The organism is Geopseudomonas sagittaria, assembly GCF_900115715.1.
Lineage (GTDB): Bacteria > Pseudomonadota > Gammaproteobacteria > Pseudomonadales > Pseudomonadaceae > Geopseudomonas > Geopseudomonas sagittaria.
This window is the reverse complement of the sequence record NZ_FOXM01000001.1, coordinates 22,627-44,452: the sequence shown is the minus strand read 5'-3', so window position 1 is coordinate 44,452 and position 21,826 is coordinate 22,627. Positions and strand designations below refer to the sequence as shown.

Annotated in this window: 17 protein-coding genes; 5 read left to right on the top strand and 12 right to left on the bottom strand. The window is 65.4% G+C overall.

All coding sequences use genetic code 11. From position 1 onward, the window contains the following. Positions 1 to 24: 24 nt before the first annotated feature. The 4 genes from BM297_RS00200 to BM297_RS00185 all read left to right on the top strand — a co-directional run bounded on the left by BM297_RS00200 (position 25) and on the right by BM297_RS00185 (position 3,777). On the top strand, positions 25 to 1,023 hold the full coding sequence (locus BM297_RS00200) for an MBL fold metallo-hydrolase (protein WP_092427011.1): 999 nt from the start codon (positions 25 to 27) through the stop codon (positions 1,021 to 1,023). A gap of 242 nt (positions 1,024 to 1,265) precedes the next feature. Further along, complete coding sequence (locus BM297_RS00195; protein ID WP_092427008.1) at positions 1,266 to 1,919, top strand: c-type cytochrome; 654 nt, start codon at positions 1,266 to 1,268, stop codon at positions 1,917 to 1,919. Then, entirely contained in the window at positions 1,916 to 2,836 is a 921-nt protein-coding gene (locus BM297_RS00190) for a c-type cytochrome (RefSeq protein ID WP_092427005.1), read from the top strand. Before BM297_RS00195 ends, BM297_RS00190 begins: the two co-directional genes overlap by 4 nt. Before the next feature lie 254 nt (positions 2,837 to 3,090). After that, positions 3,091 to 3,777 (top strand): spermidine synthase, encoded by a 687-nt coding sequence (locus BM297_RS00185; protein ID WP_092427002.1) that lies wholly within the window; start codon positions 3,091 to 3,093, stop codon positions 3,775 to 3,777. Positions 3,778 to 3,781: 4 nt separating this feature from the next. On the opposite strand, the gene BM297_RS00180 is transcribed toward BM297_RS00185, so the two are convergent. The 11 genes from BM297_RS00180 to BM297_RS00135 all read right to left on the bottom strand — a co-directional run bounded on the left by BM297_RS00180 (position 3,782) and on the right by BM297_RS00135 (position 19,461). Further along, positions 3,782 to 4,780, bottom strand: coding sequence for a catalase family peroxidase (locus BM297_RS00180; RefSeq protein WP_092426999.1), 999 nt, complete (start codon positions 4,778 to 4,780; stop codon positions 3,782 to 3,784). 217 nt (positions 4,781 to 4,997) lie between these two features. Beyond that, positions 4,998 to 5,780, bottom strand: a complete 783-nt coding sequence (locus BM297_RS00175; RefSeq protein WP_092426996.1) for an IclR family transcriptional regulator — start codon at positions 5,778 to 5,780, stop codon at positions 4,998 to 5,000. A 255-nt stretch (positions 5,781 to 6,035) separates the two neighbouring features. Next, positions 6,036 to 6,716: a sarcosine oxidase subunit gamma gene (locus BM297_RS00170; RefSeq protein WP_092426993.1), complete on the bottom strand. Its 681-nt coding sequence runs from the start codon at positions 6,714 to 6,716 to the stop codon at positions 6,036 to 6,038. A 2-nt stretch (positions 6,717 to 6,718) separates the two neighbouring features. Continuing rightward, positions 6,719 to 9,625, bottom strand: coding sequence for a 2Fe-2S iron-sulfur cluster-binding protein (locus BM297_RS00165; RefSeq protein WP_092426988.1), 2,907 nt, complete (start codon positions 9,623 to 9,625; stop codon positions 6,719 to 6,721). Beyond that, positions 9,622 to 9,930, bottom strand: a complete 309-nt coding sequence (locus BM297_RS00160; RefSeq protein ID WP_092426985.1) for a sarcosine oxidase subunit delta — start codon at positions 9,928 to 9,930, stop codon at positions 9,622 to 9,624. Before BM297_RS00160 ends, BM297_RS00165 begins: the two co-directional genes overlap by 4 nt. Positions 9,931 to 9,940: 10 nt before the next feature. Then, entirely contained in the window at positions 9,941 to 11,182 is a 1,242-nt protein-coding gene (locus BM297_RS00155; protein ID WP_092426982.1) for an FAD-dependent oxidoreductase, read from the bottom strand. A gap of 36 nt (positions 11,183 to 11,218) precedes the next feature. Further along, positions 11,219 to 12,133: a bifunctional methylenetetrahydrofolate dehydrogenase/methenyltetrahydrofolate cyclohydrolase FolD gene (folD, locus tag BM297_RS00150; RefSeq protein ID WP_092426979.1), complete on the bottom strand. Its 915-nt coding sequence runs from the start codon at positions 12,131 to 12,133 to the stop codon at positions 11,219 to 11,221. After that, positions 12,130 to 12,996, bottom strand: a complete 867-nt coding sequence (gene purU, locus BM297_RS00145; RefSeq protein WP_092426974.1) for a formyltetrahydrofolate deformylase — start codon at positions 12,994 to 12,996, stop codon at positions 12,130 to 12,132. The genes folD and purU overlap by 4 nt, the downstream gene beginning before the upstream one ends. An 892-nt stretch (positions 12,997 to 13,888) precedes the next feature. Continuing rightward, the gene (locus BM297_RS21340) at positions 13,889 to 14,716 is read right to left on the bottom strand and encodes an XAC2610-related protein (protein WP_139230995.1); all 828 of its coding nucleotides are present in this window, start codon (positions 14,714 to 14,716) and stop codon (positions 13,889 to 13,891) included. Next, a complete protein-coding gene (locus BM297_RS00140) occupies positions 14,713 to 17,367 on the bottom strand; it encodes a glycoside hydrolase family 19 protein (RefSeq protein WP_092426971.1) in 2,655 nt (884 codons plus the stop codon). Before BM297_RS00140 ends, BM297_RS21340 begins: the two co-directional genes overlap by 4 nt. Before the next feature lie 69 nt (positions 17,368 to 17,436). Next, positions 17,437 to 19,461 carry a type VI secretion system Vgr family protein gene (locus BM297_RS00135; protein ID WP_092426967.1) on the bottom strand — a complete coding sequence of 675 codons (2,025 nt, stop codon included), beginning with the start codon at positions 19,459 to 19,461 and terminating at the stop codon, positions 17,437 to 17,439. Positions 19,462 to 19,680: 219 nt separating this feature from the next. Between BM297_RS00135 and BM297_RS00130 the strand changes: the two genes are divergently transcribed. Beyond that, entirely contained in the window at positions 19,681 to 20,406 is a 726-nt protein-coding gene (locus BM297_RS00130) for an FprA family A-type flavoprotein (protein WP_092426964.1), read from the top strand. 10 nt (positions 20,407 to 20,416) lie between these two features. On the opposite strand, the gene BM297_RS00125 is transcribed toward BM297_RS00130, so the two are convergent. Next, a complete protein-coding gene (locus BM297_RS00125) occupies positions 20,417 to 21,712 on the bottom strand; it encodes an NAD(P)/FAD-dependent oxidoreductase (protein WP_092426961.1) in 1,296 nt (431 codons plus the stop codon). Positions 21,713 to 21,826: the final 114 nt, after the last annotated feature.

Sequence of the window (21,826 nt, the reverse complement as noted above, 5' to 3'; positions counted from 1 at the left end):
GCTTCTGAAATGGAGATCTGCACCATGCTTCTACCCCGCCACATCGCCCGCCATGCCCTGCTCGCCGCGGCGCTCGCCGGTTCCGTCATGACCGCCGGCCTGCCGCTGACGGCCAGCGCCGCGCCGGTGGCCAAGCAGCAGACCCAGGTGCCGGGCTTCTACCGCATGGCGCTGGGCGAGTTCGAGGTGACCGCGCTGTACGACGGCTACGTGGACCTCGATCCCAAGATACTCAAGGGCGCCAGCGCCGAGGACATCCAGAGGTTGCTGGCGAAGATGTTCGTCGAGTCGAGCAGGGGCGTGCAGACCGCGGTCAACGCCTACCTGATCAACACCGGCAGCCAGCTGGTGCTGGTGGATGCCGGCGCGGCGCAGTGCTTCGGGCCGACCCTCGGGGTGATCCAGGCCAACATCCAGGCGGCCGGCTACCAGCCGGAACAGATCGACAGCGTGCTGCTCACCCACCTGCACCCGGATCACGCCTGCGGCCTGCTGACCGCCGACGGCCAGATGGCCTTCCCCAACGCCAGCGTGCACGTGCCGCAGGCCGAGGCGGACTACTGGCTGAGCACGGAGGTGATGGCCACGGCGGCGGAGCCCAGCCAGGGCATGTTCAAGATGGCCCAGGCCGCGGTTGCGCCCTATGTGGCGGCGGACAAGCTCAAGCGCTATGGCGAGCAGGGCCCGGGCATCGCCGGGGTGACCAGCGTGGCCAGCCGCGGCCACACCCCGGGGCACAGCGGCTACCTGTTCGCTTCGGGCGACAGCCGCCTGCTGGTGTGGGGCGACATCGTGCACAGCCATGCGGTGCAGTTCGCCCGCCCGGAAGTGGCCATCGAATTCGACGTCGACAGCGCCCAGGCCATCGCCACCCGCCAGCGGGTGCTCGCCGACGCAGCGCTCGACAAGCTGTGGGTAGCCGGTGCGCACCTGCCGTTCCCCGGCATCGGCCATGTGCGCACCGAAGGCGAGGGCTATGCCTGGGTGCCGGTGGAGTACGGCCCGCTGCGCAGCGATCGCTGAGACGGGCGCAGGCGTCGCGGCAGTCGCGGGGTGTGTTCCCCGTGGCTGCCCGCCTCAGCAGGGCGCGATGGATCGAATAGAATTTTTGGTTATATACATATTCCTTGGTTTTCTATGTCTCGGGCGGCTGTGCTATTTTGGGCCTGCGACATCCCGCCGCACGGCCGGCAAGCTCAGTCGAGCAGTCAATGCCGGAGAGGCCGGGTCGCCTTTCGATAGCAACAATCGTGACGAGGCTCCCTATGACTTTCTCCCGCTTGCCCCTGGCAGGCCTGTGTACGCTGCTGCTGGCGGCCCAGGCACAGGCTGCCGATGATGGACACAAGCTCTTCACTCAAGGCGGTGCCAATCCCGCGGCAATGGCCTGTGCCGGTTGCCACGGAGCCGATGGCATGGGCATGGCGGCGGCGGGATTTCCGCGCCTGGCAGGTTTGTCGGCCGGCTACCTGGCCAAGCAGATGGGCGACTTCCGCTCGGGCGCGCGGGTCAATCCGATCATGCAGCCGATTGCCGTGGCGCTGAGCGACGACGAGATCGACGCCGTGACCCGGACCCTCGCCGCCATGCCGGCTCCCGCCTATCCGCGCACCGGTCGGGCCGAGAAGGCCGAGGGCAGCGGCGCCGTGCTCGCCCTGCGCGGCGCCTGGGAGCGCGACATCCCCGAGTGCGTGTCCTGCCATGGCCCGGGTGGCGTAGGGGTCGGCGACACCTTCCCGCCGCTGGCCGGTCAGTCCGCCCAGTACCTGAGCGCCCAGCTCAATGCCTGGCGCCAGGGGGCCCGCAAGAACGATCCCAGCGATCTGATGGGCCAGGTCGCCCGCTCGCTGACCGATGCCGAGGTCACCGCCGTGTCGTCCTACTTTGCCAGCCTCAACCCCCAGGGAGCCGCGCAATGAAAACCTTTATGCCAGCACTCCTCGCCCTGGCCATCGTGGCGCCAGCCCAGGCGGCCAAGATCGCGATGGAGGATCAGTCGCAGGTGCAGCCCAGCCCGGCAAAGCCCGCCGCAGAGGCCTGGTTCCAGCCGCCGCAGGAACAGGACCTGCCGGCCGATGTCTTTGGCCAGCTGGTGCAGGAAGGTCGGGCGATCTTCGTCGATACCCGCAACCAGGCGGCGGAATACGTCGGCAACGGGATGAACTGCACCAACTGCCACCTCGATCAGGGCCGCAAGGCCAACTCCGCGCCGTTGTGGGGCGCCTACCCCATGTATCCGGCCTATCGGAAGAAGAACAACCGGGTCAACAGCTACGCCGAGCGTATCCAGGGCTGCTTCCAGTTCAGCATGAACGGCAAGGCCCCGGCGGTGGACAGCCACGTGATCAATGCGCTGACGGCCTATTCCTACTGGATGGCCAGCGGCGCGCCCACCGGCAAGGCGCTGCCGGGGCGCCTGTATCCCGTGGTGGCCGAACCCAAGGGCGGCTACGACCTGGCCAGGGGCGAGCAGGTCTACGCGGCGCAGTGCGCGGTCTGTCATGGCGACAACGGCCAGGGCCAGAAGTCGGGCAACGACTACGTGCTGCCGCCGCTGTGGGGCAAGGACTCCTACAACTGGGGCGCCGGCATGCACCGGATCAACACCGCGGCCGGCTTCATCAAGCACAACATGCCGCTGGGCAAGGCCGGCAGCCTCAGCGACGAGGATGCCTGGCATGTGGCGGCGTTCATGAACAGCCACGAGCGTCCGCAGGACCCGCGGCTGATCGACGGCTCGGTCGAGAAGACCCGCGACAAGTACCACGCCGACGACGGCGTGAACCTCTACGGCAAGATGGTCAACGGCGTGATGCTCGGCCAGGGGATCAAGTGATCCGCGCCTGAGGTCGCGAGACCGCGCAATCCGCCGGCCATTCCCGGCGGATTGCCTGGCGGCGCAGATGGATTGTCGGGCCCGCCGCTCGAGGGCCTGGTGGCGCCTTGTCGCGAAACCCTGGCTATCCGCACTTGAGTTAACCCACTAGCCGCACAGGCCACTAGAATGGAGCGCTTCCGCTGCCGGTCGAGGATTGTCGAGGCCGGCGCTCGATCCCGGTCGACCAGCTCGACCCACTCACGAGATGCGCCATGAAACGTTTTGTCCTGCTCGACACCGCCGTGATTCCCGACAACGGCGGCGCCCTGTGCCTGTTCGAGTACGGCGACGACTTCGTGATCAAGATCCAGGGCGGCCACGGCGGCCAGTTGATGAACACGCGCATGCACGGCTCCGAAGACGCCCTGGCCGAAATCCCCTGCAAGAAGGTCGCCGCCCGGCCCAACCCGCGGGTGCTGATCGGTGGCCTGGGCATGGGCTTCACCCTCGCCTCCGCGCTCAGGCACCTGGGCGACAACGGCGCCGTGGTGGTGGCCGAGCTGGTGCCCGGCGTCATCGAATGGAACCGCGGCCCGCTGGGCGAGAAGTCCGGCAACCCGCTGCGCGACCCGCGCGCCCAGGTGGTCAACGAGGACGTCGCCAAGGTGCTGCAGGCCGAGCCGCACGGCTTCGATGCGATCATGCTGGACGTCGACAACGGCCCCGAGGGGCTGACCCAGGAAGCCAACAACTGGCTGTATTCGCTGGACGGCCTCAACGCCTGCGCCCAGGCGTTGCGCCCGCGCGGCATCCTCGCCGTGTGGTCGGCCAGCGCGGACCGCTCCTTTTCCGCCCGCCTGAACAAGGCCGGCTTCAAGGCCGAAGAGGTGAAGGTGTACGCCCACGGCAACAAGGGCACCCGCCACACCATCTGGATCGCGGAAAAGCGCCAGGGCTGAACGGCTAGCGCTCGCTCAGCCGCCGGGCGAAGGATGCCGCGTACGCCTGGGAGCGGAAGTGCAGCACCGGATCGTCGCTCGCGGCGATGCCGTCGCTCATCACCAGCGGATCGAAGTTGATCGGCTCGCAGGCCGCGCCCTTCTGCGGCATCGCCGCGCTGAGGGTCAGGGTGCCGACGGTCACCTGCTGGCGGTTCTCCGGCCAGGCCAGGGTCGGGTTGTCCTCCGGATCGCCGGGCTCGCCGATGCTCAGCACCATGTCCCAGCGCACCGGCCCCTGCCGGGTCCGCTCGATCAGGCGCTGTTCGAGGAAGTCCGCCGGCAGGCTGGCGAGCTCCTCGGCGGACAGGCGGCGCTCGCCGTCCTGCGGCACGAAGCGCCAGCGCACCAGCGTGGTCCGGTTGTTGCTGTCGCTGAACTTGAACGTGTGGATGCCGAAATAGCTGCTGTTGGCGTAGCTGGTCGGCGGGTTGTTCTCTTCGAGGAATTTGGCGTGTGCCAGATGGTCAGGGTGGCTCGCCTTGAACGCCTTGAGCTTCTCGGGATCGGGCTTGCCGGTGGCGGGGTCGGGCTTCATCGCCAGCATCAGGTCGACAAAGGTCTGCGGCTGCGCGGCACCGAACACCGGCGTGTTGAGCATGGTCATGTGCTGCAGCTGGCCGTCGCCGAGCTTGAACTCCAGGGCCATGCCGCGCGGGGATTTCGCCGTGTCGGGGGCCTTCGGATTGCCGCCGGCCAGCGAGAAGCGTGCGACTACCGGCACGGGCGCCCCGGAAAACAGCGCCGAGCGTGAATAGGCGGCAGCCGCGGGCCGGCCGACGAACTCGCCGGTCGCGCAGGTGCCCTTGGTGTGATTGCGCCGCTCGCCCGGAGTGACGCCGAACACGCCCTCGATGGCGGCCACGGCCTGCTCGGCGGTCACCTCTGGCGCCGCCATGCCCAGCGGCGCCACCAGGGGCAGCGCGCTGGCCAGCAGCAATGACGGCAAACGATTGCTATGCATGTCCGTTCCTTTAGTAGGTATGCCGGGCCGGGACGCAGCCACGCCGGCGTCGACTGTGCTCAGGGCCATGATTCGGTCTGCCTTTCATAGCAGCAGCTGATCGCGGATCTGGCAAGGCGAGCGGTCCGCGATGCGCTACGCACTGCACTGCCAGTAGGCGCTGATCGGCTGCGCCAGTCGAGGGCCGGCAGCTTTCGCGCGATGCTAAGCAGAGCTGTCAGCCGCCCAGCTCCGCCGAAATCCTTGCCGCCGTCAGCAGCAGCGCCTCGCGAAAGCGCGCCTGCGACTCCGCGCTGTCCATCACCGCGTCCGGGCCGGACAGGTTGATCGCCGCGACGATCTCGCCGAGGTGGTTGCGGATGCCGGTGGCGATGGCGGTGGAGTAGTCGGAGCGGTGCAGCACCCAGCCGCGTTCGCGGTCGCCGGCGATCAGTTCCTGCAGTTCGGGCAGGGTCTTCGGCGCCGGCGGCGGGTAGTCGTCGAGGCGCACGTGCAGGTAGAGGGCGTCGAGCACCGGCGGGGTCAGGCCGCTGAGCAGGATGCGGCCCATGGCGGTGCAGTGGCAGGGCAGGCGCGTGCCGATGGGGATGTTCACCGACAGGCGCTGGGCGGCGAAGGCGCGGTACAGGTACAGGCTGTCAGTGTGCTCGCGGATGCTCAGGTGGCAGGACAGCGAGGTGCGGTCGCGCAGGGCGTTGAGGTGCGGCAGGGCCAGGTCGACCAGGTCGCGGCTGGCCAGGTAGCTGAAGCCGTCGGACACCACCTGCGGGCCGAGCTCCCAGGTGTTCTTGGCGATCTTGCGCAGGTAGCCCATCTCGTCGAGGGTGTGCAGGATGCGGTAGATCGCCGAGACGCTGACGCCGAGGCGCTCGGCGATCTCGTTGCTGGCCAGGGTGCGCTGGCGGGCGTTGAACATCTGCAGGATGCTCAGCCCGCGCTGCAGGGCGGGCACCATGTAGTCGGTGTCGCGGCCGGTATCGAGGTCTTCGGCGAGGGTCATGTTCGGGTTCCCAGGGTGATGGAATGGTTGCGCTCTTGTGGGAGCCCCGACCTCGGGGCGAAGCTGTTGATCCTCTGGCGGGCCTGCGGCCCGCATCGCCGCGAGGGCGCGCCTCCCACAGGGAACAGCCGGTGCGCTCCGGGGCTCTTGTGGGAGCCCCGACCTCGGGGCGAAGCGGTTGATCCTCTGGCGGGCCTGCGGCCCGCAGCGCCGCGAGGGCGCTCCTCCCACAGGGGCAGGGCGCCTCCTGCATGTTCACAGCAGCGCATCGATCCCCGCCGGTTGGCCGCCGAACTCGGCCATGGCATCCAGCAGCGCGTCCCAGAAGTAGCTCACCGAGGCGCGGTCGCAGAGGATGTGGAAGCACGGCAGTTCGCCTTCCGGCAGGTTGACGACGATGACGTTGATCCGCGCCGCCGAGGTCTGCGCCACCGCACCCACCGGGAAGGCTTCCGGGCGCAGGTCGACGCCGCACAGCTTGGCCATCACCTCGGCGATGCATTCTCCGGTCAGCAGCAGCCAGGCATGGCTGTCCTGGCGCGGCAGCAGGTAGTTGGCGGCTGCGCCGAACTGCCAGTTGGCCTCCTCGGCGGCGATGCGGCTACCGGCGTCGCGCAGGCTGCCGAGCAGCAGGTACTCGGTCTGCGACAGACGCGCCACGTGGCTGCCATCTGCCTGGGTCAGCGCCCGGTTGGGCGCCTCCGGCAACTGGTAGCCGCGTCCGCTCAGGTACTCGGCGACCGCAGCGCCGCGAAAGCCGACGCGCGCCAGGTTGGTCAGGTCGATCAGCGCGCAGCGTTGCAGTTGCGCGCTTTCGTCGTGCTCGCCGTAGTGGGCGACGATCACGCTGTCGCCCAGTTGGCCGAAGGTGGCGCCGGCCTGCTGGCGGTACAGCGGGCTGCGTTCGATGAATTGCTGGGCTTGCAGTGCGGCCATGATCACAGCTCCTGACGTTGGGTTTGCGGATCGAAGAACGGCAGCTTGACCACCGTGGCCTGGACCACCTCGCCGCCTTCGACGCGGATCGGGATCTGGCTGCCCGGCGTGCTCTGCCCGGCGGCGCAGTAGGCCAGGCCGATGATCTGGCCGAGGGTCTGCGAGTACTCGCAGGAGGTCACGTTGCCGCTGATGTCCGGTCCGTTGAGGACCAGGTGACCTTCCAGCGGCTTTCTGGCCGTCGCCGGCAGCACGAAGCCGACCAGCTTGCGCTTGAGCGGCTGCGCCTCGAGGATTTCCACCGAGCGCTTGCCGACGAAGAATGGCTTGCTGCGGGCGATGGCCCAGCCCATGTCGATCTCCGCCGGGTGGGTCATGCCGTCGGTGTCCTGGCTGATGATCATGTGGCCCTTTTCCAGGCGCAGCAGGCGCTGGGTCTCGACGCCGAACGGGCGGATCTCGTCCTTCTCGCCGGCCTGCATCAGCGCATCCCACAGGTATTCGCCGTAGCGCGCCGGCACGTGGATCTCGTAGCCCAGCTCGCCGACGAAGCCGACCCGCAGCAGGCGTGCCGGGATGCCGGCGACCGTGCCCTGGCGCACCGCCAGGTAGGGGAAGGCCTCGGCGCTGAGGTCGACGTCGGTGCACAGCTTGCGCAGCACGTTGCGCGCCCGCGGCCCGGCCAGGTTGACCGCGGCCATCGCCGCGGTGACGTTGGTGATGTCGACGTTCAGGCGCCACTGCGCGTTCCACTTGAGCATCTGCTGGTAGATGCGGTCGACGCCGCTGGTGGTGGCGCTGACGTAGAAGTGCTGGTCGGCGAAGCGTGCGCACACGCCGTCGTCGATCACCACGCCGTGCTCGTTGGTCATCAGCGCGTAGCGCGAACGGCCCACCGGCTGCTTGGCGAAGGCGAAGGTGTAGATGCGGTTGAGCAGCTCGGCGGCGTCCGGGCCGCGCACGTCGAGGCCGCCGAGGGTGGAGACGTCGATGATGCCGACCTTCTCGCGCACATGGCGGGCCTCGGCCTGCATGCACGCCTCGCGCTCCTCGGGCTTGCCGTAGTAGGCCGGGCGCTGCCAGACGCCGGCAGGCATCATCTTGGCGCCCAGTTCGACGTGGCGCTGGTGCATGGCGGTCTGCCGGTACGGGTCGAAGCCGCGGCCGGCGACGTGGGCGAGCTTCTCGGCCACGAACGGCGGGCGGGCGGTGGTCACCCCGGTCTCGCTGACGCTGCGGTTGGTGGCCTGGGCGACCAGGCGCGCGGTCGGCAGCGCTGAGTGGCGGCCCTGCGAGGGGCCCATGCCGACGGTGGAGAAGCGCTTGACCAGCTGCACGTCGCGATAGCCGTGGCGGGTGGCGTTGACGATGTCGCGCACCTGCAGGTCCTCGTCGAAGTCGACGAAGTCCTTGCCGTCCGGGTGCGGGAAGATCGGCCAGTCGAAGTTGACCCGCGGCTCGGCGGCGAAGGCCTTGCCAGCGGCCGGCACGCTCATGCCGAGCTGGTCGGCGGCGGCGCCACCGGCCAGGCCGCCGTCGAGCAGCACGTTGTCGATGGCGTGACGACCGTTGACCGAGCCGGCCACGCTGAGGTTCTTCGGCAGGCCGCTGAGGGTGAAGGCGGCCTGGGCGTCGTCGTAGGCGAGCTTGCCGCCGGCCTGGCAGAGCAGCTGGTAGACCGGCATGTAGCCGGCGGACATGCACAGCAGGTCGCAGTCGATCTGCATTCCCTTGCCGGCCACTTCGCCCTTGCCGGTGATGCGGCGCACGTCGACGCCGGTGACGTGGCGCATGCCCTTGGCGTGCAGCGCCTCGTACACGGTGCTGCCGCTGTGCAGCGGGATGCCGGCCTGCTTCAGGGCGGTGACGAGGGCGGCATCGGCCGGCAGCTCGCGCATGTCGACCACCGCAGCGACGTCGACGCCCGCCTCATGCAGGTCGAGGGAGGCCAGGTAGCCGTCGTCGTTGCCGGTCAGCACCACGGCGCGCTTGCCCGGCTTGACCGCATACAGCTTGATCAGGCGCTGCGCGGCGCTGGTCAGCATCACGCCCGGCAGGTCGTTGTTGCGGAACACCACCGGCTGGTCGAAGGCGCCGGCGGCGACGATGCACTGCTTGGCGCGCACCTTGTACAGACGGTTGCCCTGGATCACCGGCAGGAAGTTGTCGGTGAACCAGGCGTTGCAGGTGGACTCCTTGAGAATCTGGATGTTCGGATGATTCTCCACCGCGTCGACCAGCTCGCGGCGCAGCGCGTCGGCGCGCTGGCCGGCGATGTCGAAGCGCGCCCAGGCCAGGGCGCCGCCGAGATACGCCTGCTGCTCGATCAGCAGCACCTTGGCGCCGGCGTTGGCGGCGTTCAGCGCGGCAGTGAGGCCGGCAGGTCCCGCGCCGACCACGGCGATATCGACGAACAGGAAGGCCTTGTCGTGGTACTCGGGCTGGAACTTCAGGTCCAGCACGCCGAGACCGGCCTTCTTGCGAATGATCGGCTCCCAGACCTTCCAGATGCCCATCGGCTTGTAGAAGGAGCGGTAGTAGAAGCCGACCGGCATGAACCTGGAGAACTTGCCGAGCAGGGCGTCGCGGTCGTTGTCCAGCGAGCCGGCGAAGTTCTGCCCGGTGACGGTCAGGCCGGCGGCCAGCGGCTGCAGGTCGGCCAGCACGTTGGGCTCGCTGGGCAGCTGCACCAGGGTGTTGGCGTCCTGGCCGGCCATGGTCAGCGGGCCGCGCGGGCGGTGGTACTTGAACGAGCGCGACATCAGCCAGCGGCCGTTGGCGATCAGGGCGCTGGCGATGCTGTCGCCCTGCAGGCCCTGATACGGCTTGCCGTCGAAGTTGAAGGTGAGCGGCTGATCGCGGTCGATCAGCAGGCCCATGGGTGCGGGCAGGCGGCTGAACGAAGTCATGCGACGATCTCCTGAGGCTTGGCGGGCGCGGCGAAGTCGACGCGCTGGGTGAAGACTTCCTTCGGGTCGAAGGTGCGCACGATCTCGTCGGTCACCGTGTGACGCTCGGCGAGGAACCAGTAGCTGCTGGCGTTGTGCATCCACCATTCGGTGACCACGCCGGCGCGGTTGTCGCTGTTGAACACGTAGTCGGCCCATTCGGCGTCGCTGCAGGTGGCCGGATCGGGCATCGGCTTGAATTCGCCGCCGTAGGTGAATTCGCTGATGTTGCGGGGTCCGTTCAGGGGGCAGGGCATGATCTTCATGGTGCGTTCCTCAGTGACTGGCGGCCGTGGCGCCCATTTCGTTGACCTGCTGGAAGGTCGAGAAACGGTCCAGGGCGAACGGTTTGATCAGCTCCGGCGTCCTGCCGCCGCTGGCCACCAGTTCGGCCATGGTCTTGCCGCAGATCGGCGTCGACTTGAAGCCCCAGGTGCCCCAGCCGGCGTCGAGGTAGTAGTTGTCCACCGGCGAGCGGCCCATGATCGGGCTGTAGTCCGGGGTCATGTCGGTGGTGCCCGCCCACTGGCGCATCAGCTTGGCGTTGGCCAGGAACGGGAACATCTCGATGGCGTGGGCCAGCAGGCTTTCCTTGAGGTCCAGGGTCGAGCGGGTGTTGTACAGCGGATAAGGGTCGGAGCCGCCGCCGAACACCACCTCGCCGCGCCCGGTCTGCTGCACGTAGCAGTGCAGCGCCGAGGAGCTGACCAGCGGGTCGAGGAACGGCTTGAACGGCTGGGTGACCATCGCCTGCAGCGGGAAGCTGTGGATCGGCGCGCGGATGCCCAGCTTGTTGAGCAGCAGCGAGCTGTGCCCGGCGATCGCCTGCACCGCGCAGCCGCACTTGACGGTGCCGCGGTTGGTCTTCACCGCGGCGACGCGACCGTTCTCCATCACGAAGTCCTGCACCTCGGTGAGCTGGTGGATCTCCACACCGCGCTTGGCCGCCTGCTTGGCGTAGCCCCAGGCCACCGCGTCGTGGCGCGCGGTGGCGCCGTCGATGTGCCAGAGGCCGGCGAGCACCGGCAGGTGGCCGGGGTCGAGGTTGAGGGTCGGCACCAGCTCGCGGATCTGCTGGCGGTCGATCATCTCGGTGCGCCCGCCGAAGTGCTTGTTCACCTCGGCACGCTGGCGGAAGGCGCGTACGGTGGCGTCGGTGTGCGCCAGGGTCAGCTGGCCGCGCTCGGAGTACATGATGTTGAAGTCGAACTCGTTGGACAGCTCCTTGAACAGGTGTACCGACTCGGCGTAGAACTTCACGCCTTCCGAGGTCAGGTAGTTGGAGCGGATCACCGCGGTGTTGCGCGCGGTGTTGCCGCCGCCCAGATAGGCTTTCTCCAGCACCGCCACGTTGGTGATGCCGTGGTACTTGGCCAGGTAGTAGGCAGTGGCCAGACCGTGGCCGCCGCCGCCGATGATGACCACATCGTAGGACGACTTGAGTTCCTTCGGCGCCGGCAGATCGACGTCCACCGGGTATTCCGAACTCAGGCCGTACTTCAGAAGACTGAAAGGCATGTTGCCTCCTCACTGGCCATGGCAGGCCGTTGAAAACTACTGCGTTGCCGCCTGCAGCGATGTACCGGAAGCCGCCTGGCGGGCATGTTGCTGGCGAGCGGCGGTGACGGTGTTCTGCATCAGCAGGGCGATGGTCATCGGCCCGACGCCGCCGGGCACCGGGGTGATCGCCGCGGTCAGCGGCTGCACCTTGGCGAAGTCGACGTCGCCGACCAGGCGGCTCTTGCCGTCTTCCTCGATGCGGTTGATGCCGACGTCGATCACCACCGCGCCGGGCTTGATCCACTCGGCATCGATCATCCGCGGCCGACCGACGGCGGCGACCACGATGTCGGCCTTGCGGCACAGCGCCTGCGCGTTCTTGCTGCGCGAGTGCAGCACCGTCACCGTGCAGTCGGCGGCGAGCAGCAGGGCGGCCATCGGCTTGCCGACGATGTTCGAGCGCCCGATCACCACCGCGTGCTTGCCGGCGAGATCGCCGAGGGTGTCGCGCAGCAGGCGCATGCAGCCTGCCGGCGTGCACGGCACTAGCACGTCGCGGCCCTGGCTGAGGCCGCCGACGTTCTCGCTGTGGAAGCCGTCGACGTCCTTGGCCGGGTCGATGGCCTGCAGCACCGCGGTCTCGTCGATGTGCCTGGGCAGCGGCAGCTGCACCAGGATGCCGTGCACGCTGGCATCGCCATTCAGTTCGGCGACCAGCGCCAGCACCTCGGCGGCGCTGGCCTCGGCCGGCAGGCGGTATTCCAGCGAGCGGATGCCCGCCTCACCGGCGCGCAGCACCTTGTTGCGCACGTAGACGTGGCTGGCCGGGTCGTCGCCGACCAGTACCACCGCCAGCGCCGGTTCGATGCCCTCGATCTTCAGGGTGATGACATCGGCGGTCACTTCGGCGAGGACCTGGGCGGCGACGGCCTTGCCGTCGATCAGTTGGCCGGGAGCTGCACTGTTCATCGGAAGATCACCGTCTTGTCGTGGTTGAGGAACACGCGGTGCTCCAGGTGGTACTTGACCGCCTTGGACAGGGCCACGGTTTCGGTGTCGCGGCCGACGGCGACCAGATCGTCCGGTGCGTAGTTATGGTCCACGCGCTGCACTTCCTGCTCGATGATCGGGCCCTCGTCGAGATCGGAGGTGACGTAGTGGGCGGTGGCGCCGATCAGCTTCACGCCGCGCTCGAAGGCCTGGTGGTAGGGCTTGGCGCCCTTGAAGCCGGGCAGGAACGAGTGGTGGATGTTGATGGCACGGCCCGAAAGTTGCTTGCACAGGTTGTCGGAGAGGATCTGCATGTAGCGCGCCAGCACCACCAGGTCGGTCTGGGTTTCGTCGACGATCTTCATCAGCTCGGCTTCCTGCTGGGCCTTGGTCTCCTTGGTCACCGGCAGGTAGATGAAGCGGATGCCCTCGCGCTCGGCCATCGGCCGCAGGTCGAGGTGGTTGGAAACCACGGCGGTGATCTGCATGTGCAGCTCGCCCTTCTGGTGGCGATAGAGCAGGTCGGACAGGCAGTGATCGAACTTGCTGACCATCAGCAGCACGCGCATCGGCTTGGCGGCGTCGTGCAGCTCCCAGTTCATGTCGAACTTGCCGGCGACATCGACGAAGCCTTGCCTGATCGCATCGATATCGCCGACGAAGCCGGCATTGAAGCGGAACACCGCGCGCATGAAGAAGGTGCCGCTGATCTCGTCGTCGAACTGCGCCATCTCGCTGATGTAGCAACCGTTGTCGGCGAGGAAGGAAGTCACGCTGGCGACGATGCCGGAAGTGGCCGGGCAGCTGATCTTGATCACGTATTGGTTCTGAGCGTGTTGCATGTCGAGTCCTCTGGAGGTGGAGGCAGCGGTTGCAAGGCGGAAAATTTGTCGGTGAAGCCCGATTTCATTCCTGAATAATTTTGACTGCTGGGAATAAAATTTTCGTGCTGGTGTTTTTATAAGCGAAGGGAAACGGTGCGTCCATACCTGTGGTGAAATTTTTTATCGTGTGGGGAATTTTTTGAGGGCATGCCGTTGCCGGCGCTGTCTGCCGGGGTGGGGCGACGGGATGGAGGAGGCGGTCGGGGGCGAGACGTACGACGAGCGGCTTGCACAGCGGGGTGCAGCCAGGGGGCGCAAGTGCAGCAATTGGCGGGGGCTTGCGTGCAACTGATGGTGCCCACGCTCCCGCGTCGGTACCCAGCCAGGGACGCTCCGCGTCCCGAGAGGAGAGGTCAGCACTCCAGACTGGCGATGGCGCGATGCCTCGGTCAGTACCCGACCACCACGCCGGCGCCGCTCAAGGCCTGGAAGAGTGTTTGAGCTCGTGTCCACGGGTGCTGGGCAAGATCAAACCTCTGGATGATGCGGAAACGACTGCTGATGGCAGGCGAGGTGCGTCCGTGATGTGGGCAGCAGCCCACAGGATGCCCGTGATGGGCAAGGAGTCGAGTTGGGAGCGCTGAAATAGCCCGCGATTAACTTAGGCTCTGTACGAAAAGTCCCGAGCCGGATTTGACGGGCCTCTGAATCGGTCAAAAAACATCCGTTTTTTGGGGTTTCGGAGGCTTTTCGAGGCGCTCTTTGCTTTGCTGTTCAGAGGCCAGAGACTTTTCGTACAGAACCTAGGGGACCTTCGTTTTCGGCTTGCCGGGCATGGCGAAGACGGAATTCGGGTTTATTTCAGACCTCCCCTAGGTATCTTTGTGTTAGGTTTTCTGGAAAATGTAACTCATTTTTCGCAAAATTTTACATCCTCACATTGTAGCCAAGCATTAATTAGCCTGCCTTCTTTTGTCGCGTAGCGGATTTTGTACCAAAAGTAATTTTCATCCGATGTGGCATCGGTAAGGGCTACTTCATCGCCGTTGATTAAATACATTTTGGTGGCGCGGTTGATGTTTGGCTCGCTGTAGAGAGTGGCTTTTTGGGAGATAACGGTTGTTGAGATGGGAGTGCGAAGCCGATAATCGAGATTGTCCGTGACTAGCAAGGTGTCTGTTTCTGTGCTCCCGAGATAAATAGTGCGGTTTATGTAGTCGCATCCTATGCAGCTGTCAGAAAACGCTAGGATGAGGTCGTTGTTTTTTATCTTGTATATATCTTCATGCCACTTTGCACCACTTCTATAACTGCTAACTAGATGGTCATTATTTATGGAGTAATTGCATAGCTGGTTTCGAATGTTGTCCATGGAGTGTAGTGTTTCAAATTTACTGTCATATCGATACACTTTTGAACAGGCGTTCACACTGCCTTCCGCGTTATGCGTCAGAATGATTTCCGGGATCCCATCCAATGTCAGGTCTTCTAATGAAATCTGGCTATATCCATCATGTATTGCATCTAGCATGGTTTCTGGAGGTGTGATGGCTTTGCATATGTCCTCGTGGCAGGCTGTAATTGAAATAGCTGCCCCAGAGCCATTGGCGGAAAGTGTTGTAGGTTTTTCTTTGTTCGTTGTTGCGAAAGTGTTTGTGGTAGCAAGAAGGATAGCGCCGGCTAATAAGTAATAGATAAAAGCAGTGCAAAATTTGGAATTCAGTTTTTCTTTTGTCATGTTAAATTCCACTCCTTCTTAATGGCGACAAATATCTCTTTGCGCTCAGCTAAGCCATTGTATCCGCCGTTGACGGCCAAAGTAACTAGATCGACATTGTTTTTTTCATGTTCAATCAGTGCGTTAATGTCACCTTTGGCGTTATATTTCTTGTATACGCCACCAATGTTTCGCCAGAACCAGCAGGATGCATCTATTGCATTATTCATGTCTGATGCAATTAGGTCCGGAGAGTCTATAAAGTTTATCCCGCGATATCTGGAATACGCTGCGTAGTTGTTTTTCCATGTGAGTTGGATTAGCCCTTTTCCTTTGTATTTGGGGCCGTCTCCCATTTCTGTGTTTCCCCTTCTTATTGCATCAGGGTGCTGGCCAGGGTTGTATCTGTCACCTGAAGCAAATTCAATTGTTGTCTCGAAGTGTGCCGACTCATGGTAGCACTGAGCCAGAAAGTGGGCTTTTTGGTAACTCGAGGTGATGCCGTGCCTAGCCAAGGCCGCATTCAATATCTTTACGAATTCCTCCTTGTCAATCTTGTAAATAGCAGGGTAGTTCTCTTGGAAACGCGCAACGAAGCTTCTAGGGCCGCCGCGTCCGGTGAACCAATCGCCTGGCTTTTTGAGTATTTTTTCCAGAAAGGAGACGGTGATTTCTTCGGTTCGCTGTGATGAGAAGGTTGCTAAGAGTCCAATGGGCTGCAGATGCCAGGTCTTGCCTGCTGCATCGAGCTTCAGGCTGCCGGCCACATCGCTCCACCAGCTCAGGGTCTTGATGCGGTTTTTCTCTTCGACCCAATCCTGATTGGGATCATCGGGACTGTGGCCCATCAGATCATCGAGTTCGTCCCAGCGCGACGCATCCCAGAACCACTCGCTTTCATGCCGCGTGACGAGCTGCGAGATGGATTGGGCATGCCACGGCTTTTCCAGCGCTGCTCGGATCTCTTCCGAGGTCATCTTGCCGTTGCGGTTGGTGTCGATGATGTCGTAGAGACGGCTGCGCACAGGGCCTTTGTCGGACTGGTCGATCACGCCCTGGTAACTGGCGCGCTCGCGATCATTCAGGCGATGCATGGCCTCAAGGTGATAGGCCAGGGCTCCGGCCTGGCGTTCGCTGTCCTCGATGAAATCGTATCCCTCCCACTCCCAAGGGCTATGTCGGGTGGTAATCATGTCCTGCTCGGCTAGCCAGCCGCTGATGGGGTTGTCGTCTTCGTCCGCCAGCAGGTTGTCGAGGCGCCACCAGCGGATCTCGGGGCGGCATGTAGTGCCGCCAGTATTGGCGGGCACTACCAGCTTGGCGTCTGCCGGTAGGCTGTCGAGCAGGCTCTGCGGGAGTATGAGATCGACTCCAACTGTCACACCGTCGTCGCTGAGCTTCGGCGGATTGGCTGCGTTGATACCGGTATGGTGCGGGATCAGTTTGCTGGCGCCTTTGTGGACCTTCAGCAAGGTTTTCTGTGTCTCCGGTAGGCGAGCGGCATGGGCTCTGCTTTGGGCAATGAATGCCGGCACATCCTCACAACTAAAAACTTCCAGATGCAGGATGGCTTGGGGCGAACCTTCGTTGTGGTTCTGGTAAAGGCCGAGGTGACCGATGAGGTCGCCGGCCTTGATCGGCACCGGGCTTTCCAGCACCACTACGCTGCCTTTGACTTTGGGTTCGCTTTTACTTTCCAGCGAGTCGCGCCACACGAATCCGGGCAGTTCACCGTCCTCTTTTGCAATCAGCGCAGGCACGCGGTCGCCGCGGACAACCTCGAGCAGCTTGTGGTATTTGCTGGCCGCTGCTTCGCTGCTGATCTTGACTTGCGTGCCGTGCGGGAGAACGGCAAGGATATCGCTGGTGCTGTTGGCAGACGCCCGTATGTTGAGGCCTTGCTGCGGAGTGGCCGGCACATCCTTGGCTTGTTCTGCAATCAGATAACTATTGCCGCCAAGGAATTTCATTTCATTTTTGAATACCCAGCCAGTGCTTGCTGCCAATTCAGCCGGTAGGGGATTCACGCTGGAGAGTTTCAGCCAATTACCATCCGGACTTACCTCATCAACTTCTACGTGGGTACCTCTGGGCAAGGTGCAGAGGATGGTCCGATAGGCGCTGTATTGGGCGTGTTCCAAGGGGACCCTGTGATGCCCGCGGACATTCAGGCCCAGCACGGGGTCGGTGGTGTTGGCTTTGACCTGGTAGATACCTTCACCCCAGAAGCTCGGGCGGGGCAAGTCCGGCTTGGCGAGGTAGCCGGCCCAGTCCTGCAGGTGCATATACAGGCTGTAGAAAGTCAGCGCCGGCGGTGCGGGGACTGAAGGTGCGGAGTTCAGGGGTGGTAGCGTTAGCTGATGCTTTACTAGCACGAAGCCGGAGGAAAAGGGGGCTCGTCTGCACTGGGGGAGACCGTCGATGTATTCGCTGATCGGGTACGTGTCGTCGATGCGGTAGGCGATCACCTCACCGTCGGCGATGCAACGCACGCTGGATTGATCAAATGTGCCAGCAGTGCCTTGGTCGAAATGCACGCCGCCATGCCAGAGGCCATTGGCTCCCATCGGGTAGAAGCCGCTCGTGGCCTTGGCCAGACTGGTCAGGTTCGCCAGCGGATTGCCGCTGGCGCCGGCAAAGGGGTAGCTCCAGTTCTTCACGTTGTCGATCATTGTTACTTACCTAAAGTCCTTGTCCATGGTCATGCGGGCAGTCAATTGCCTGCGTCCTTGCGGTCCTGTTCAGCCGGAGAAGTTGAGCATGCGCTTGGCCCTGGGTTTGCCAGGCGCGAGTCGATTGAGCTGCGCGTCATCCAGCAGGTTTCCTGCCTTATCCTTATCCGCCGCTCCTGGCAACACCGGCGCCTTGATGCCAATCCCCGACCCCGCCCCCGGCGAGCCCCCCGCATTGACCCGCACCTGCGGCCCCACCACTGTGACCCCGCTCGGGTCGAGTTTGATGAAGCTGCCGCCCGCCTTGAGGGTGAGCTCCATACCAGCCTCGATGACCATCTTCTGCCCGGCCTTGAGGTGGATTTCGCGGCCGGCTTCGACGAACTGGCCGGTGCCGATCTTGATGTGCTGGCTCTGGCCGACGGTGAGGTGGTCGTCGGGTTTGATCTCGACCTTGCGGTCGCCGTGCACGGTCAGGTGTTCCTCGGCCTTGAACTCGCTGTAGCTGTTGGCCTCGACGGTGTCGTGGCGCTGGTGGCCGATGCGGATCTTCTGGTCGTGCTCGATGTTTTGGTCCCAGTCGCGCTGGGCGTGGATGTAGATCTGCTCCTGGCCCTGGCGGTCCTCGATGCGCAGCTCGTTGTAGCCGCCACCACCGGGGGAGCTGAGGGTCTTGAATACGCTGCGGGTCTTGTTGGCCGGCAGGTCGTAGGGGACGACATGCTCCTTGTGGTACAGGCAGCCGGTGACCAGCGGTTGGTCGGGGTCGCCTTCGAGGAAGCTGACCAGCACTTCCATGCCGACCCGCGGGATGGCGATGCCGCCGTAGCGGTCGCCGGCCCAGCTGCTGGATACGCGCAGCCAGCAGCTGGTGCTGTCGTCGGCCTGGCCCTCGCGGTCCCAGTGGAACTGCACCTTGACCCGACCGTATGGGTCGCAGTGGATCTCCTCGCCGGCCGGGCCGGTGACCACGGCGGTCTGGCTGCCGAGCACCTTGGGCTTGGGATGTTTCAGGGGCGGACGGTGGGGGATGTCCCAGGGCGTGGCGCTGAAGCGGTTGCGGTAGCCCTGCTGGAAGCCATCGGTCGGCGTCATCTCGCTGGTGACCGACTCCTCCAGCACCTGCGGCTGCCGGCCCTCGTGGTGCAGCGCATGGATCAGCCAGAGGTCGTTCCACGACGGGCGCGGGTGGTTGGTCAGGGCGAGGAAGTGCCCGCAGGTGAGCGGCGCATCGCTCTCGCCCTCGGCCAGTTGGTAGTCGCTGCGCAGGCGCTCCAGGGTGCGTTTGGCCAGGTGCTTGCCGCGCGGGCGTTCGGCGAAGCGGCCGGGGTAGTCGTAGACCTCCAGCTCCGGCACAAACGCGCTGCTGCAGCCGGCTTCCAGCGTCAGCCGCGGCTTCTCGAAGTCGTAGTCGCGGTAGCTGGCCCGGCTGCTGCGGGTTTCCAGGCGCACGCCGAAGGTGCGCACCACCTGGCGGTCGGCGGCCAGGCCGCTGTCCTGCTGATAGGCCAGTGGCGCCAGCTTGGGGAAAACGGTCTGATCGTCGCCGAACACCAGCACATGGCCGTCCGCGCTGTGCTGGAAGTGATAGTGGATACCTTCCTCCTCGCACAGGCGCTGCACGAAGTGCAGGTCGGACTCGTCGTACTGCACGCAGTAGTCGCGCTGGGGGTAGACGGTTGGGCCGAGCTGGAAGCGGTGGCCGTCGCCTTCGAGGATGCCATGCTCCTCCAGCACCCGGGCGATGATCTGCGGCACCGTGAGGTGCTGGAAGATGCGCTGGTTGCTGCGGTGGGCGAGATAGGCGAGGCGCGGCACCAGGCTCAGGCGGTAGCGGGTCAGGCGCTTGCCCGGCTCGCCCTGGGCGATGCGGTAGACGATGCCGTGCACGCCCTGGCCGGCGGCGCCGAAGGTCAGCCGGGCAGGGCGGTTGAGCAGGGCCTCGAGATCGAGGTCGGGGCGTTCGCTGACCAGCTCGAGGTCGAAGCGGTAGGGCGTGTCGAGGGCCTCGCGGCCGTCGAAGGCGAGCACCTGCAGATCGGTGTCGACGCCGGCTATAACCAGCGTGATATGCGCCTGATTGGCATCCAGCATGCCTGGGCCTCCTTCCTTGGGGTGGACGAATCGGCAGGGTGCCGAAATGGTCGACGAGCTTCAATGCTGGCATTTCCATATTCTGAGCCGGGTCAATAACCACCCGGGTGAAAGTGCCAGGCTGTGACCGGTTGCCGAAAACGGCCGGCCATCCGCCCGGGACTCCAGGACTGCACGGCTTGCTTAACTGATAGGTGACACCGAGAAGGGGAGTGCAGCATGACCATCACCAATGCCTACTCGGGCACCAACGTCGTCGAGATCGCCGACGGCATCTACCGCATCAACACCCCGGTGCAGTTGGAGGGCGGCGGCTTCTCGTTCAACCAGTACCTGGTGGTGGACGACGAGCCCATGCTGTTCCACACCGGCCTGCGCAGGATGTTCCCCCTGGTGCGCGAGGCGGTGGCCAGCGTGCTGCCGGTGGAGCGCCTGCGCTATATCGGCCTGTCCCACGTCGAGGCCGACGAGTGCGGCTCGCTCAACGAATGGCTGGCCGTCGCCCCGCAGGCCGTGCCGCTGTGCGGCAGCGTCGCGGCGCTGGTGTCGATCGACGATCTCGCCGACCGCCCGGCGCGGGCGCTAAAGGACGGCGAGACGCTGGCGCTCGGCCGGCACACCGTGCAGTGGTTCGACACCCCGCACCTGCCGCACGCCTGGGAGTGCGGCTTCCTGATGGAGCACCGCACGCGGACCCTGCTGTGCGGCGACCTGTTCACCCAGGGCGGCGCCAAGCTGCCGGCCATCACCGAGGCGGACATCCTCGGCCCCAGCGAAGCCTTCCGCCGGCAGATGGATTACTTCTCCCACACCCGCTTCGTCCGGCCCATGCTCGAGCGCCTGGCCGGCGCCGGCCCGACCACCCTGGCCTGCATGCACGGCAGCGCCTGGCGCGGCGACGGGGCGAAGCTGCTGAGGGCGCTGGCCGACGAACTGGATAGCTGAGAGCCGCGGCCTACAACCGCTCGAACCGGAACGGCCGCGGATCGACCAGCGGCTGCGTCCCCATGATCAGATCCGCCATCAGCTGCCCCGCCCCCGGGGCGATGCCGAAGCCGTGGCCGGAGTAGCCGGTGGAGAGGAACATCCCCGGCAGTTGCGCCACTGGGCCGATTACCGGGATCGCATCCGGGGTCACGTCCATCGCTCCGGCCCAGCTCTGCGCGATGCGCAGGTTCTTGAAGAACGGATAGACCGCGCCCAGCGCCGCCCGCGCCTCTTCGAGGATCGCCGGCGAGGGCGCGGGGTCGAGCACGCGGCAGCGCTCGAACGGGCTGATGCCGTCCAGATCCCAGCGGCTCGGCAGGCGCCACTCGTCGACGAACTCGCGGCCGAGGCGCACGCGCACCTCGCGGTACTGCCTGCCCAGCGCCGGCAGGAAGTCGCCGAGGTAGCGGAAGCTGTCCGGGGTGATCGGTGCGAGGTTGGCGGTGCGCTGGGCGATGGTGTAGCCGCCGTCCGCGCGCTTGCGGAAGGCGAAGCGGCTGGCGCCCAGCGCCTGCTCCGGCCCGCCGGGCATCGGCGGGGTGCGCAGCACCGAGGCGATCACCTTGAGCTGCGGCAGGCGAATGCCGAGGCTTCTGCACAGCAATGACGACCAGGCACCCCCGGCGAGCACCACGCTGGAGCAGTGCAGCTCGCCGCGCTCGGTGATCACCGAGGCCACGCGGCCACCTTCGGTGCCCACGCCGCGTACCGCGCAGCGGGTGAACAGCTGAGCGCCCAGCCGGCGCGCGGCGCGGGCAATCGCCGCGCTGGCCAGCTGCGGTTCGGCGCGTCCGTCGTGCGGGGCGAACAGCGCGCCGCTCCAGCCGGCCCGCGCGCCCTCGGGCAGATGGCGGCGCAGTTCGTCGCCCGCCAGCAGCCGCGCCTCGGCGCCGAACGCGCTGGCGCCGCGCAACCAGCTCTCCTGGTCCGCCAGCTGGCGCGGGTTCTCGCAGGCGTAGCAGATGCCGGTGCGCACGAAGCCGGTGTCCTCGCCGAGCGTGGTCTGCCAGGCGTCCCACAGGCGCAGGCTGGCCAGCGCCAGCGGAATCTCCGCCAGGTCGCGGCCCATGCTGCGCACCCAGCCCCAGTTGCGCGACGACTGCTCGGCGGCGATCTCGCCCTTCTCCAGCAGGGTCACCGCGATGCCGCGGGCGGCGAGGGCGTAGGCGGTGCACACGCCGACGATGCCGCCGCCGATGATCGCCACATCGGTGCGGGCGGGGAGCTGGGCGTCGCTGGGAACGGTGGGGATCTGCGGATACATGGTGCACCTCGATGGGACGGGAATGCCCCGATCCTGCCGCACGCTCCGCGGCGCGCAACTTGCATCGATTTCCAGCGAGCGACTTTCCCAGCATGTGGGAATCACCCCGCGGAG

What these genes read in the sequence shown, in the direction of transcription:
- BM297_RS00200 (WP_092427011.1), top strand. Translation starts at nt 25, where the DNA reads ATGCTTCTACCCCGCCACATCGCCCGCCATGCCCTGCTCGCCGCGGCG.
- BM297_RS00195 (WP_092427008.1), top strand. Translation starts at nt 1,266, where the DNA reads ATGACTTTCTCCCGCTTGCCCCTGGCAGGCCTGTGTACGCTGCTGCTG.
- BM297_RS00190 (WP_092427005.1), top strand. Translation starts at nt 1,916, where the DNA reads ATGAAAACCTTTATGCCAGCACTCCTCGCCCTGGCCATCGTGGCGCCA.
- BM297_RS00185 (WP_092427002.1), top strand. Translation starts at nt 3,091, where the DNA reads ATGAAACGTTTTGTCCTGCTCGACACCGCCGTGATTCCCGACAACGGC.
- BM297_RS00180 (WP_092426999.1), bottom strand. Translation starts at nt 4,780, where the DNA reads ATGCATAGCAATCGTTTGCCGTCATTGCTGCTGGCCAGCGCGCTGCCC.
- BM297_RS00175 (WP_092426996.1), bottom strand. Translation starts at nt 5,780, where the DNA reads ATGACCCTCGCCGAAGACCTCGATACCGGCCGCGACACCGACTACATG.
- BM297_RS00170 (WP_092426993.1), bottom strand. Translation starts at nt 6,716, where the DNA reads ATGGCCGCACTGCAAGCCCAGCAATTCATCGAACGCAGCCCGCTGTAC.
- BM297_RS00165 (WP_092426988.1), bottom strand. Translation starts at nt 9,625, where the DNA reads ATGACTTCGTTCAGCCGCCTGCCCGCACCCATGGGCCTGCTGATCGAC.
- BM297_RS00160 (WP_092426985.1), bottom strand. Translation starts at nt 9,930, where the DNA reads ATGAAGATCATGCCCTGCCCCCTGAACGGACCCCGCAACATCAGCGAA.
- BM297_RS00155 (WP_092426982.1), bottom strand. Translation starts at nt 11,182, where the DNA reads ATGCCTTTCAGTCTTCTGAAGTACGGCCTGAGTTCGGAATACCCGGTG.
- folD (WP_092426979.1), bottom strand. Translation starts at nt 12,133, where the DNA reads ATGAACAGTGCAGCTCCCGGCCAACTGATCGACGGCAAGGCCGTCGCC.
- purU (WP_092426974.1), bottom strand. Translation starts at nt 12,996, where the DNA reads ATGCAACACGCTCAGAACCAATACGTGATCAAGATCAGCTGCCCGGCC.
- BM297_RS21340 (WP_139230995.1), bottom strand. Translation starts at nt 14,716, where the DNA reads ATGACAAAAGAAAAACTGAATTCCAAATTTTGCACTGCTTTTATCTAT.
- BM297_RS00140 (WP_092426971.1), bottom strand. Translation starts at nt 17,367, where the DNA reads ATGATCGACAACGTGAAGAACTGGAGCTACCCCTTTGCCGGCGCCAGC.
- BM297_RS00135 (WP_092426967.1), bottom strand. Translation starts at nt 19,461, where the DNA reads ATGCTGGATGCCAATCAGGCGCATATCACGCTGGTTATAGCCGGCGTC.
- BM297_RS00130 (WP_092426964.1), top strand. Translation starts at nt 19,681, where the DNA reads ATGACCATCACCAATGCCTACTCGGGCACCAACGTCGTCGAGATCGCC.
- BM297_RS00125 (WP_092426961.1), bottom strand. Translation starts at nt 21,712, where the DNA reads ATGTATCCGCAGATCCCCACCGTTCCCAGCGACGCCCAGCTCCCCGCC.